General features: G+C 68.8%; 7 protein-coding genes. 1 reads left to right on the top strand and 6 read right to left on the bottom strand.

What is annotated here, in order from left to right:
• Positions 1-2: 2 nt before the first annotated feature.
• The 6 genes from OG584_RS16270 to OG584_RS16295 form a co-directional block, all read right to left on the bottom strand.
• Entirely contained in the window at positions 3-6,431 is a 6,429-nt protein-coding gene (locus OG584_RS16270) for an SDR family NAD(P)-dependent oxidoreductase (RefSeq protein ID WP_405778557.1), read from the bottom strand.
• A gap of 70 nt (positions 6,432-6,501) precedes the next feature.
• Entirely contained in the window at positions 6,502-6,903 is a 402-nt protein-coding gene (locus OG584_RS16275) for an acyl carrier protein (RefSeq protein WP_405778558.1), read from the bottom strand.
• Positions 6,900-7,478, bottom strand: a complete 579-nt coding sequence (locus OG584_RS16280) for an FcoT family thioesterase (RefSeq protein WP_405778559.1) — start codon at positions 7,476-7,478, stop codon at positions 6,900-6,902. The genes OG584_RS16275 and OG584_RS16280 overlap by 4 nt, the downstream gene beginning before the upstream one ends.
• 30 nt (positions 7,479-7,508) lie before the next feature.
• Positions 7,509-8,720 carry a cytochrome P450 gene (locus OG584_RS16285; protein WP_405778560.1) on the bottom strand — a complete coding sequence of 404 codons (1,212 nt, stop codon included), beginning with the start codon at positions 8,718-8,720 and terminating at the stop codon, positions 7,509-7,511.
• Between the two features lie 2 nt (positions 8,721-8,722).
• Positions 8,723-9,925 (bottom strand): cytochrome P450, encoded by a 1,203-nt coding sequence (locus OG584_RS16290; RefSeq protein ID WP_405778561.1) that lies wholly within the window; start codon positions 9,923-9,925, stop codon positions 8,723-8,725.
• Positions 9,926-9,965: 40 nt separating this feature from the next.
• Positions 9,966-10,853 carry a TauD/TfdA dioxygenase family protein gene (locus tag OG584_RS16295; RefSeq protein WP_405778562.1) on the bottom strand — a complete coding sequence of 296 codons (888 nt, stop codon included), beginning with the start codon at positions 10,851-10,853 and terminating at the stop codon, positions 9,966-9,968.
• Between the two features lie 1,140 nt (positions 10,854-11,993).
• Here OG584_RS16295 and dacB point away from each other — a divergent pair.
• Positions 11,994-13,610: a D-alanyl-D-alanine carboxypeptidase/D-alanyl-D-alanine-endopeptidase gene (gene dacB, locus OG584_RS16300; protein WP_405778563.1), complete on the top strand. Its 1,617-nt coding sequence runs from the start codon at positions 11,994-11,996 to the stop codon at positions 13,608-13,610.
• Positions 13,611-13,671 lie beyond the last annotated feature (61 nt).

Genomic DNA, 13,671 nt, shown 5'->3' on the forward strand with positions numbered 1-13,671 from the left:
GCTCACAGCTCCATCATCGCGGCGAGCTCGGCCTCGGCCTCGGCGTCGGAGAGCACCGCCACGTCGTCAGCGGACTGCTCGTCCTCTGCCGCCGCCTGCGGTACGAGCTGCTGCTCCAGGTACTCGGCCAGCACCCCGATCGACGGGTAGTCGAAGACGATCGCGGAGGAAAGCGGCACCTGGAGCGCCGCTTCGAGGCTGTTCTTCAGTTCCACCGCGCTGAGCGAGTCAAGGCCCAGTTCGAGGAACTTCGCGTTGACGCCGACATCGTCGGGCCCCTCGAAGTGGAGCAGGCCCGCGATCCGGGCGCGGACCAGCTCGTTGACGCGGGAGAGCCGCTCGGACTTCGGCAGGGCACGCAGCGCGTCCAGGTCGACGGTGGAGACACCGCCGCCGCCGGCCCCGGCCACCTCACGGTAGAAGGCGTTGGCGGCCGGCCTCCCCGAGACGAAGCGGTCCCAGTCGAACTCGCCGATCATCAGGTGCGCGGCGGGCTTTCCCAGCGCCTTGAACAACGAGCGGGAACCGTCGGCGGGCTTGAGGAACTTCATACCCTGGGACTCGATGCTGCGGACCAGCTGCTCACTCAGCTCCGCGGCCATGCCCACCTCGGCCCAGGGGCCCCAGCTGATGCTCAGGCCCGGCAGGTTCTGCGCTCCGCGCCACTGCATGAGCGCGTCGATGAACGCGTTGCCCGCGGCGTAGTTGCCTTGCGCGGTCGACCCGACCACCGAGGCGATCGAGGAGAAGCCGACGAAGAACGGCGAGTCCGGGAGGTCGCGCAGCGCCTCGTGCAGGTGCCAGGTCCCGTACACCTTGGGCTGGAAGACCTTGTCGAGACTCTCCCAGGAGAGGGAGGAGATCGGCATGTCCGCGAGGACGCCGGCTGTGTGCAGCACACCGCCCAGCGGGTGCGGCCCGGCCGCCACGAGGTCGACGAGCCGCCGGACGTCGTCGGCCGAGGCCACATCGCACCGCACCGTCCTGACCCGCACCCCCTCGCCCAGCTCGGCGGCGAGCGCCGCGGCTTCCGCCTCCGGGACGGCACGCCGTCCGGCCAGGACAAGGTCCCTGGCACCGAGGTCGGCGAGCTTCTGCGCCATCACCAGCCCCAGGGCGCCCATCCCGCCGGTGATCACGTACGCGCGGTCGGCCGCGATGGTCACCGGGCGCTCGCGGAAGCCGTCCTCCTGCTCGAAGCTGATCACCAGCTTGCCGACATTGGCTCCGCGGCTGAGGACCGCGAAGGCCTCCTCGATCTCGTCCAGGGTGTAGGCGGTCGTCGGGAGCGGCTGCACCGCGCCCTCGCGGAGCAGCCCCGCCACGGTCTGGAGGATGCCCTTGTTGATCCTTTGCAGCTCCTCCTCGCCGAATTCGCTGAGGTCGAAGTTGTGGTACTTCACGTCCGGTCGCGCCGTATGCGCCTGCTCGGCCGACCAGATGCCGATCTTGCCGAGCTCCACGAACCGGCCGCCCTCGCCGAGCGCCTTCATACCGGCCGTGATGTAGTCCTTGTTCAGGCTGTTCAGGACGATGTCAACGCCCTTGCCGCCGGTGACCTCCAGTACCTGGTCGGCGAAGTCCAGGGTGCGGGAGTTGAAGACGTGCTCGACGCCCTGGGCGTGCAGCAGCTCCTGCTTGCGGGGCCCGGCGGTGGCGATGATCTCGGCGCCCGCGAGCTTGGCCAGCTGCACCGCGGCCTGCCCCACGCCGCCGGCAGCCGCGTGGATGAGGATCCTGTCACCCCGCTTGATGCCGGCCAGGTGGTGCAGGGCGTAGTGGGCGGTGACATAGGCCGTGGCCAGTCCGGCTGCCTCGGTGAACCCGATGTTGGCGGGCTTGCGCACCGCCATCGCCGACGGCACGGTGACGCGCCGCTTCATGCAGCCGAGGTGGCTGAGCAGCACCTCGTCGCCGGGCCGGAACTCAGCGTCGGGGCCGGCCGCGACCACGGTGCCCGCCCCCTCGAAGCCGAGACCGAGGGGCTGGTACTCGATGCCGCTCTCCTCCGCGTGGGCCTTCAGCAGCCCCAGCACGTTGAGGACGTCCTTGAAGTTCAGGCCGGCCGCGTGCACCTGCACCTGGATCTCGTCGCCCTCGGGTGCCACGTCCTCGATGGGCACGGCCCGGATGTTGGAGAACTCCCCGAACTCGGTGATGGCGAGCTCGAAGTTGGCGTCGTTCTTACCGGCCGGGTCCGCGCGGTGGATCCGGCGAACGTGCCGGTTGCCTGCCCGGAAGGCCACTTGATACTCGTCCGGCTCGGCGGTCAGCAGCTCGTCGGCCAGGGCCCTGCTGTCGCCACCCGCGGGGAGGTCGATCAGCGTCGCCTGGCAGGTGGGGTACTCGTTCCACAGCGTGAGGCCAAAGCCCCACAGGGTCGCGGCGGGTGAGACCTCCGAGGCGCGGCCCGGCCGGCCGGGGAGGTCACCGGGCAGCCGCTGGGCCCCTTCGGTGACCAGCCACAGCCGCTGGCCACGCCCGAACCCCGCGTTCTCCAGCGCCGCCAGGAGCTCCAGCAGTCCGGGGTAGTTGGCTTCGCACTCCGCCCGCAGGCGCTCGGCGGTGACCGGGCCCGGCAGGCTCTGCCAGAACCAGCAGACGTCCGTGGGCCGCTCGCCCAGCAGCCCGGCGGCCCCGTTCGCGTCCGGCACGAACGTCAGCGAGGCGCTGTTGGCGGCGAGGTGCTCGCGTACGGACCGGAAGTCCGCGGCCTCCCGGCCGACCACCAGGATGCGCCGCTCGCGTTCGCCGCCGCCCTGGCGTACCAGGGAGCGCTTCACCCAGCGCGGCTCGTGGAACAGCTGACGGCGCGGGGTGCCCGCGGCCGTGACCTTCTTCAGCCGGAAGCCGTGCACGACGAAAACCGGCCGGCCGTGCTCCGTCAGGAGCATGTCCGCTGTCATCTCGCCGTCGGTGTCCTCCTCACTGGTGAGCCGCACGTAACTGCGCAGCTCGCCGCTCCTGGGCTTCTTCAGCAGCTGGAAGCGGCCGAACCCGACCGGGAGATAGGTGTTGCCGTTGTCCAGCACCCCGGCCAGCGACTGGGTGACGTTGTCGAGCACGACCGGCGGCAGGTGCTCCAGCGCATGGGCCGCCCGGCCGCGCAGCCGGGCGACGGAGACACTGTCGCCCTCGCGTGCGATGTGCTCGATGCGCCGGAACTCCGGGCCGTACTCGAGCCCGAGGTCGGCGAATTCCGCGTACAGGTCGTCAGGGCGGCGGGGCAGCGACGGATGGCCCTCGGCCGCCGCCCTGGTCTCCAGCTCCGCCGCGACCGCCCGCAGCTCCGGAAGCAGGGTGTACTCGGTGCCGATCCGGGCGGTGACGTGGCACCGCTCAATGGCGTTGTCGGCGCCCGGAGTCCGGCTGTAGATCGCGGCTTCCCCGCTGCCGTCCGGGAGCTCCCGCAACCGCGTACGGATCTCGGTGCGCTGCTCGCCGGAGAGGATCAGTGGCTCCAGGATCGCCACGTCCTCCAGGATCCGGCCGCTCTCACCGTGCACCGCGTCCTGCAGGGCCAGCAGGATCTCGACATAGCCGGCGCCGGGGAACACCGTCTGTCCCATGATGACGTGGTCGACCAGGTAGGCCGGCTGGCCGGGACCGATCTCGGCGGCGAACTCGCGCACGCCGTCCTGGAGCTGCGCGGCGGTGCTCACCTCGGCGCCGAGCAGCGGGTGGTGCGCCCGCGAGGCGTCGACCGCGCGCTCCTTGGAGTGCCGGTCCCCGGTGATCGGCAGCCAGTACCGCTTGGTGTCGAAGGCGTAGGTCGGCAGTGCGGTCCGCCGCCCGCCGCGGCCCTGGTGGTAACCCTCCCAGTCGATACCCAGTCCGGCGGCGTAGCACCCGGCCACCGAAGCCCGGACGACCGAGGCGTCCGTGTCCCCCTTCGCCGAACTCCGCAGCCAGACGTGCTCCTTGGCGTCCAGAATCCGCTTGCCCAGTCCCAGCAGGGTTCCCGAGGGGCCCACCTCGATGAAGACGTGCCGGCCACGGGCACCGATCGCGGACATGCCGGCCTGGAAGTCGACGGGCTCCGCGATGTGCCGCACCCAGTACTCGGGGGTCGACATCTCGGCGACGTCGGCGACTCGGCCGGACACGTTGGAGATCAGGGAGAATTCGGGCTCCCGGAAGGTGATGCCCCGGATCTCGTCGCGGAAGGCGTCGAAGACCTGCGCCATCAGCGGCGAGTGGAATGCGTGCGAGACCGCGAGCCGCTTGGCGCGCAGACCGCGCTCCCCGAGCCGGCCCGTGATGGCCGCCACGGATGCCTCACCACCGGAGATGACGCAGTGGCCCGGCGCGTTGAAGGCGCCGAACGCGACGTCCTCGTAGGGTTCCAGGAGGGGGGCGACCTCATTCTGCGCAGCTTCCACGGCGACCATCGCGCCGGGTTCGGTGACGGACTGCATCAGCCTGGCCCTGGCCGCGACCAGCCTGACCGCGTCCTCCAGCGAGAAGAGTCCGGCCACGGTCGCCGCGACCACCTCGCCGATGCTGTGGCCGATCAGAACGCTCGGCTGGACACCCCAGCTCAGCCACAGCTGTGCGGTGGCGTACTCCAGGGAGAACAGCGCGGGCTGCGTGAAGCACGTCTGGTCGATCGCCTCCGGGTCCTCGGCGTCACCGAGGACGAGTGCCTTGACGGACCGGCCGATATGGGGTTCGAAGAGCCGGTCACAGGCGTCCAGGTGTTCCCGGAACACCGGGTAGGCGTCGTGGAGCGGCCTGCCCATGCCCGCGTACTGGGAGCCCTGGCCGGTGAAGAGGAAGGCGGTCCTGCTCAGGTCGTGGCCGGCGGTGGGGGTGCGATCGAGCAGCGCGGACAGATCCTCGGTGTCGCGCACCACGCCCACCAGCCTGCTGCCGAAGTGGGCCCGAGCGACGTTGCTGGTGTAGCAGACGTCGGCCAGGCTCACCTCCGGGTGCTCGGCGAGGTGCGCCCGGTGGCGCTCCACCTGGAGTGCCAGGGCCCTGTCGTTCTTCGCCGAGAGGGTGAAGATGTGCGCCCCGTCACTCACCGAGGGTTCGGTGGGGGCGAATACGGGGGCCTGTTCCAGTACGGCGCAGGCGATAGTGCCCGCGAAGCCGAAGGAGTTGACGACGGCGCGGCGGGTGTCCGCCTTCCAGGGCCGTGCCTCGACCGGCACCTCGACGCAGTAGTCGTCCCACGGGATGTGCTCCGAAGGAGCCGCCATGTTCAGGTGCGGGTAGATCTGCCCGCTGTGCAGCTGCAGCGCCGCCTTGATCACACCGCCGATACCGGCCGCCGCTTCCATGTGGCCGACGTTGGTCTTCAGCGAGCCGACGACGATCGGCGCCGCCTTCGAGTGCGAATCGGCGAAGACGGACTGGATCGCTCCGACCTCGATGGGGTCACCCAGCGAGGTGCCGGTACCGTGCGCCTCCACGTACTGGATGTCCGCGGGGTCCAGCACCGCGTTGTCGAGCGCCGCGCGAATGACCATGGCCTGGGCGGAGCCGTTGGGCACGGTCAGGCCGCCGCTCTCGCCGTCCTGGCGCACGGCCGAGCCACGGACCAGGGCCAGCACGCGGTCCCCGTCGCGCTTGGCGTCCGTGAACCGCTTGAGCACCACCATGCCGCAGCCCTCACTGCGGCTGTATCCGTCGGCGGAGGAGTCGAAGGTCTTGCACTCACCGTCGACGGCGAGCATGTTCGCCTGGGAGAAGACGATGTGGTTGCGCGGGTGGTGGATCACGTTGACCCCGCCGGCCAGCGCGATGTCGCACTCGCCGCGGCGCAGGCCCTCGGCGGCCAGGTGCAGGGTCACCAGGGAGGCGGAGCAGGCGGTGTCCACGGCCATGCTCGGTCCGCGCCAGCCGAGGAAGTACGAGATCCGGCCAGGCACCGCGGAGTGCGCTGTCCCGGTACCTATGTTGGCGTCCAGCTCCTCGTACGCGAGGGCGTCCGCCTCGATGGTGTAGTCGACGGTGGAGACGCCGACGTAGACACCGCCATTGCCGTTCCGCAGGCTGTCCGGGTCGATTCCCGCCTCTTCCAGGGCTTCCCACGCGGTCTCCAGCGCGAGCCGCTGCTGCGGATCGATGTACTGCGCTTCCTTCGGCGAGATGTTGAAGAACTGCGGGTCGAACTGGTCCACCCGGTCCAGGAATCCGCCGGCGAACGTGCGGATCTTCCCTTTCGCGTCCTGACCGCCCGAGGAGAAGCCGTCCACGTCCCAGCGGTCCATGGGGATCGGCCCCGTACCCGACCGGCCCTGCTCAAGGAACTCCCCGAAGCCCGGAAGTGTGGAGTTCCCACCGGGGAAACGCATCCCGACGCCCACGATCGCAATGGGCTCGTGCTTTTCGAGCAGCAACTCCCTGAGTACTGTGCGCTGCTCCCGAAGTGCTTCGCGAGCAGCGTCCAGTTCTTCCTGTACATCCGGGCGCCGGTTGGACATCGTGGTTCCTCCGCTCGGGAGGCAGCGCAGCGCCCCCCGGAATAGGTCGTTGGTCGGGCCAGGTATGCGTTCAGCCCTTGTACAGGTCATCGAGCAGGTCGGTGACCAGCGCCCTGCGGTCGGCCGGCACGGTGCTGACGGCCTTTTCCGCCGGCGCCGTCGGCTCTCCGACCAGCTTCGGGAGGATTTCGTCCTGCAGGTATTCCACGAGGCGGCCCAGCGTCGGTACCGCGAAGAGCACGGCTGTGTCGACGGCACAGCCGAGCTGGGTCTCCAGACGCTGCTTGATCTCGGTGACACGCAGCGAGGTCAGGCCCAGGTCGAAGTAGTTCTGGTCCAGCGGAACGTCCTGGCCCTCGGACATGAGCAGCGCGGTCCGGAACTCTGTGCGCGCCAGGTCCTCGATCCGGGAACGCCGCTCCGGCCGGGAAAGGCTGCGCAACTGCTGCGCCAGTGGCGTGGTCTTCGTCATGAATGCCTCAGGATCGATTCTGAATTGCTGATCGGGTTGGTGATGGCCAGGCGGACTTCGCCGTGGCAGTTGCCGCCCTGCTCATCCCAGTAACGGCATGAGGTCTGCGCGACCAGCAGCGCCTCGTGAAGATCGTCCCCTTCCCATTCGGTGAGGTCGAGGATCACGATCTCGCCGGAGAACTTCCCTCCCCGCATCGCACGCCGGAAGGAGCTGCGGAAATCGGTGATGAGGAAGTCGGCGAGCTGGCGCGACCAGTAGTCCGCCATGCTCCAGGAGGAGAGCGGCTCCAGGAGGCGCTCCTTCACCGCCTTGGCGATGACGTAATACATCATCTGGTTGTAACAGATGTTGAATTCGACCGAGTTGAAGTGTCCGGTGTCGTCGATGTAGCACGACTCCGGGATCTCGAACTCGCAGGATGCCGATACCCGTTCAGTATCTCCGGGCCCGTCGGCCAGTTTCACCACTGCGGACTTGAGGTATTGGCAGTTGAGCCGGTACGGCTTCAACACCTGCTCACGCAGTACCTCGTCGGTGGCGAATTCGGTTGTCCGCGCCGACGGCTGGGACAAGGCCACCATCTCATTACCCCCCGGATGAGTTCAGTACGTGACAGGCAGCTTTTCGAGGGACCGGATGGAATACCCGGGCCGCAGCCTGAGAGTGTCCGCCGGTACCGCCAGCCGAAGGTTCGGGAGGCGATGCAGCACGGCCTCCAGCACCGCCGTGATCTCCATGCGGGCGAGTTCGGCGCCGGCACAGAAGTGCGGCCCCTGCCCGAGGGAGACGTGGCGGTTGGGCGACCGCTCCGGATCGAAGACCTCGGCGGACTCGAACTTCTCCGGATCGCGGTTGGCCGCACTGAGCGACAGGAACACGGCAGCCCCGGCCGGAATGGTTTCGCCGCCCACCTCGATGTCCTCCGCGGCGAACCGCCGTGCGCCGGTGTGGCTGGCGCCGTGCAGCCGCAGGAACTCCTCCACGGCCGACGGCATCAGGTCCGGCTGCTCGCGCAGCCGCTGCGCCAGGTCCGGTTCCTCCAGGAGCCGCAGGACGGCCGAGCCGATGACGCCGGCCGTGGGGTCGTAACCGCCCAGCAGGACCATGAAGCCGAGGCCCAGCAGTTCATCGGTCTCCAGTGGCTCTTCCTGCCCCTGGAGCCCCCGGATCCAGTCGTTCCAGATGTCGTCGCCCGGTTCCTTCCGCTTCAACTCGACCAGCCGGGACAGGCAGTGCAGCATGCTGATGCCGCCCTTGCGCAGCTCCTCCTGGTCCAGGCCGACGAGTGCGTCGGCCCAGCGCCGGAAGTCCGCTTGTTCCTGTGCCGAGACGTCCAGCATCTCGCCGATGATCGTGATGGGCAGCGGCATGGCGAGACTGGCCATCAGGTCCGTCTCGCCGCTGTCACCCAGCGCGGAGACGAGTTCGCCGGTCACCGCCTCGATACGGGGCTGCAGAGGCCGCACCCGCTTCGGCGCGAACGCCAGGTTCATGTACCGGCGCAGCCGCGTGTGCACGGGCGGGTCCTCACGGACCAGCGACTTGGAGAACTCGACGGGCAGCGGGAAGCGGTAGTGGTCGCCCTTGGCGTGCCGCACATTGCGCACCAGCCGGTGGTCGCCCAGCAGCTGGTGCACATCGGCGTAGCGCGTGACCAGCCAGGCGTCGTAGCCCTCAGGCGTCTTGATCCGGTGAACCGGCCCCTCGGTGTGCAGACGGCGGTACGTGGCGTACGGATCCGCGAAGTAGGCGGCGTCGAACGGGGTCTTCGCCGCGCCGTACGGACAGCGGGGCGCATCCGGCGTCATCGCCATGTTCAGAACCTCACGGGCAGCTCGTGCGGGACCCGGATCAGGTACGACGGGCGCCAGACGACCTTCTCCTCGGGCACGGCCAGCTTCATGTCGGGGAAACGGCGCACCAGTTCACCCAGCGCGATGCGCAGCTCGTGCCGGGCGAGCTCCTTACCCGGGCAGTGGTGCGGCCCCCGGCCGAAACCGAGCTGCCAGTTGTTCTCGCGCTCGAAGTCCAGCGTGTCGGGATCGGCGAAGCGCATCGGGCAGCGGTTGGCTGCGCCGAGCGAGATCAGCACACAGTCGCCGGCGGCGATGGTCTCGTCACCCATCACCACGTCCTCGGCCGCGAACCGCCGGATGCCGCTGTGGGTCGAGCCGTCCCAGCGCATCAGCTCCTCGACCGCGTCCGGGATGATCTCCGGATTGGTTCGCATCTGCTCGGCCTTCTCCGGGTACTTGAGCAGCGCGATCACGGAGGCGCCGATCTGCCCGACCGTCGTGTCGTAGCCACCGAGCAGCAGGAAGAAGGTCATGCCGATCATTTCCTGATCGGTCAGCGGCAGGTCATCGGCGTCCCTGGCCGACACCCAGTACGAGATGAGGTCGTCGGCCGGCTCGCGGCGCTTCAGGTCGATGAGCCCCTGGACGTAGCCGAGCAGCTGCTCGGAGGCCTGACGGGCGCGCTGGGGCGCGCCGCCGAGGAGCTCGTCGCTCCAGTAGCGGAAGTCGCCCCGCTGGTCGTCGGGCACACCGAGGATGCCGGTCGTCATCGCGATCGGGAGCGGCGCGGCCAAACCGTCCATGATGTCGCCGCCGCCGTTGGCCTCCATGGCGTCGAGCAGCTCCTTGGTGACCTGCTCGATCCGGGGCACCATGGCCGCGACCCGCTTCGGGGTGAAGGCGAAGTTCATGAAGCGGCGGAGGCGGGTGTGGATCTGCCCGTCCTCCATGTGCAGGTTCCCGGAGCGGACGATCTCGGGCAGGATTTCGCTCTGGTAGTCGGGGCCGGCGTGGCGGCGGTTACGGACGAACCGGCGGTCCTTGAGCGCCTCGCTGGCCTCCTCGTAACCGGTGATGAGCCAGACGTCGTTGCCGTCCGACAGGGACACGCGGTGCAGGGGCGCGCCCTTCGTGTGCAGATCGGCGTAGGCCGGATACGGGTCCTTGAAGAACGCCTCGTCGAACGGGTTCGGGTACTGGGCGGCCGGGTGCGCTGTGGTCATGACGACTCTTTCTCGGTCGTGAGGTGCAGGAACGAGCTGGTCAGGCGGAGATGCCCTCGTAGAACGGAAAGTGGTCGTGCACGGTGACGCGGTACGAGACGGTGGGCTCCGGCGTCGCTGTGTGCAACGCGCGGTGCACGAGGCTGCGGTTGTCCCAGAGCAGAAGGTCGCCCTGCTCAAAGGTCTGGAGGTGGATGTTCTCGTGCTCGCCCGAAGGGTCCAGCTGGCCGACGGCCTCCAGCGCGCTCTTCAGGACCGAGTCGTCGAGGCGGTTGCCGTCGGCGTCCTGCAGTTCAGCGGTGAACCCCTCGCTGATGTAGAGGATCTGTTCGCCGGTCCCGGGGTGCTTGAAGACCGCGGGGTGCGGCGACGCCGGCGTCTTGGTCTCGATCTCGTCGAGGATCTCGGAGATCGGGCGGTACACGTCCGTCGGGCGGATCTTGAAATACCGGCGCACGGTCTGCACCGCCACCGCGTCGGCGAGAGTGGTCCTCAGCTCGTCGGAGAGACTCTCGTAGGCCTTCCCCATGTCGATGAAGTAGGTTCCGCGGTTCTTCTTCGGTATGACCTGGGGGTAGATCAGTGTGAGTCCGAAGGGCTTCGGCATGAACATGTAGTCGGCATGCCAGAACTTTCCCGTCTTGGGGACCCCGATCTGCTTTTCGCCGTCGCTCATGTTGGAGGAGACGAAGACTTCCTTCACCTCGGGGTGCTGGTACATCGGCTCGTAGTAGGTCTCAGGAGTACCGAGCCTCCGGCCGAGTTCAAGGAATTTCTCCGGTGCGAGGTCCTGGTTCTTGAGCACGAGGATCTTGTCGTGGTAGGTCCGGGTCTTGAGCTCTTCGAAATCTTCGTCCGAAGCAGTGTCCAGATCGAATCCCTCTACCACGGCCCCCATTTTCTCATCGGCCTGTCGAGTGATTTTCAATTCAATCTCCCCCATTGACTGAAAACGAACATTCATCGGCACGCTCATGCCCACAACAACTTAGCCCAGGACGCTAAAAGCCCCCTTAAAAAGGGCTTTTCATGATGCTCACAACTTCAACCCGCGTGCAGTTTCGGATCGTTGTGCGGTCGGCGGGCATGCCCACGGGCGCCACCGGCGGCGTCGAGTGAATCGCTCCGGGGCTGATGGATACGGCAGATCTTGACTTCGGCCCGGGGATTCCTGTCGGTCAGGCCGTAGCCGGCTTCGTATTCCGCGGACGGGAGGTGGTCCGCCTTGCCGTGCGGGCATTGCCGGTTGTACCGGTCGTCCCGCCCAGCAGTGTCCGGTTCGACGTCGGACAGGGCTCTCGGGCCTGTGGAGCTGAGGGCTGCCCCGCCCCCTCCGGTGGATCGGCGCACGGCGTCGGATGCGGTGCATCGCGAGGCGCGGGAACGTTCGCACACCGGACGTATGCGCGCGTTCCGGCAACGCGGCATGGGGGCCCCGCGGCCGGAGGCTGAGGGGGAGTGCCGTAGCTGTCGTCGTACGCCCGCCAGAGATGACGGGACAGCCCTTGGACCGATCCGCCTTTGCACAGGCCTGTCGTGGATTCCATCGGTGCGTTGCCGCGGAGGGGGCGTAGCCGACCGATCCGGTGGGGGCCGCGATGCCATGCCTCCTGGTGCGGGCCTCGCACCGGCGCGTGCCGACGGTCCCGGCCGAGTACGCCAAGAGCGGCCGGGGTGACACCGGCCGTCGCTCGCGTCGGGACAGCCCCGGGCGGTCCCGCAGGCCGCCGAACATGTGCCGGGCTGCGAGGCCGACGCGGTCCGTCGTGTCGTCCGCGGCGGCCCCGGACCGGCCCGCGTACGGGCACGTACGGCCTCCGGTTCACGAAGCACCCGACTGCTCCGTCGCCGCCGCGGTCACACGCCTCGGTGCGCACGGTCCGAGCCCGCCGACGGCTCGGCCGCGGTCGCTGACCGGCTGCCCCGGCCGGACGATGGCCGCGCATCCCGCCGAATGCGCCGTGCCGTTCGGGTGACTACCGTTCGCGCCGCCCGTCTCCGGCCCCCATCGGGGTCCATACCTGACGCCATGGACAGGAAACTACCGAGACGAACAGTGCGTCATGCGGTGCGAGGCCGGAATTTCGGATCCTTTCGGCATCGCGTTGTCGCCGGATGCAGCGCCCTGCTGCTCCTGACCCTGACATCGGGCGCGGCAGCCCAGGCCGCCTCGTCGCCCGACGACGGCGGTTCCGGCCGGCTCGATCCGCGGATCACCGAGATCATGCGGAAACCGGACTACCCCAACGCCCAGTGGGGCCTGCTCCAGCAGGACCCGGACAGCGGCCGGGTCGTGCACAGCCGCTTCGCCCACCAGTTCTTCATCCCCGGATCGGTGGCCAAGCTGTTCGGCACCTCCGGAGCGTGGGACACCCTCGGCGGCGACCACCGCTTCAGGACCCCGGTCTACGCACTCGGTGAGCGCCGCGGAAGCACGCTGAACGGCAACCTCGGTCTCGTCGCCCAGGGCGACCTGACCATGGGCGGCAGGACCCGCCCCGACGGCACGGTGGACTACACCGACCTCGACCACACGTACGCCAACGACTTCCCCGGCGCCACACTCACGCCGGAGAACCCGCTCGCCGGGATCAACAAGATCGCACAGCAGGTGCGGAAATCCGGCATCACCCGCGTCAACGGAAACGTGGTCGTCGACAACCGGCTCTTCCAGCCCGATCCGACCTTCGTCCCCGACCCGACGCCGCTGATGATCAACGACAACCTCATCGACCTGCTGACCACGCCCGGCGACCACCCCGGCGCACCCGCACAACTGGACTGGCGGCCGAAGGTCGCCCCGTACAGCGTCACGTCGTCGGTGAGGACCGTGGCAGCGGGGGAACCGGCGAACATCCAGGTGACGACCTCCGGCAACGGCACCAGGATCCGGCTTTCCGGCACCATCGCGGCCGGCTCCCAACCGGCGCTGAAGGTGTCGCCGATCGCCGACCCGGCGGCCTTCGGACGCACCGCGCTGATCGAGGCCCTCGGACGGGCCGGGGTGAAGGTGTCGGCCGAGCCGACCGGCGCCAACCCGGTGGGCGAGCTCCCCGGCTCGTACGAGGGCCGGCCGCGCGTGGCCCTCTACACCTCGCCGCCGTTCGCCCAGTACGCCAAACTCATCTTCAAGGTCAGCCACAACCTGGGTGGCAACCTCGCCATCTGTCTGATGGCGGTCGCGGCCGGCAGCAAGGACTGCATGGACGGCTTCCCGGTGCTGGCAGATTTCCTGGACCACGCGGGCGTCGACCGCAAGCAGGTCCAGCTCCTGGACGGCCGCGGCGGAAACCCCGCCGACCGCACCACACCCGAGGCCGTGGTGCAGTTGCTGACGTACTGGCAGCACACCCCGGAGGCGGGGGTCTTCCGGGACGCGCTGCCCATCCTCGGCGTCGACGGCCTGCTGGCCGAGAACTGCACCCACTGCCCTGCCCGCGGGAAGGTGTTCGCCAAGACCGGCGCCGCCGTCGGGCTGGATGCGCTCAACAACCGCCTGGCTGTCGGCGCCATCACGATCGCCGGCTACCTGGACAAGGGAGACGGCCGCTTCGACGCCTTCTTCGCCGGCGTGAACGGCGCCTCCACCCCGACGACCGACGTCAACGGTGTGCTGGATATCGGCAATGACCTCGCCATGATCTCCGCGTACCTGCAGGAGGACGCGGCGCGAGGAGAGGACTGAGCGCCGGTGATTCCCGGGCCCGGAGCGCGGGCCCGGTCCCACCACTCGCACCACAGCGGAC

This window comes from Streptomyces sp. NBC_00859 (assembly GCF_045161865.1).
Lineage (GTDB): Bacteria > Actinomycetota > Actinomycetes > Streptomycetales > Streptomycetaceae > Streptomyces.

Excerpts from the sequence above, each read along its gene's own strand:
- OG584_RS16270 (WP_405778557.1), bottom strand. The coding sequence starts at position 6,431 with ATGTCCAACCGGCGCCCGGATGTACAGGAAGAACTGGACGCTGCTCGC.
- OG584_RS16275 (WP_405778558.1), bottom strand. The coding sequence starts at position 6,903 with ATGACGAAGACCACGCCACTGGCGCAGCAGTTGCGCAGCCTTTCCCGG.
- OG584_RS16285 (WP_405778560.1), bottom strand. The coding sequence starts at position 8,720 with ATGGCGATGACGCCGGATGCGCCCCGCTGTCCGTACGGCGCGGCGAAG.
- OG584_RS16290 (WP_405778561.1), bottom strand. The coding sequence starts at position 9,925 with ATGACCACAGCGCACCCGGCCGCCCAGTACCCGAACCCGTTCGACGAG.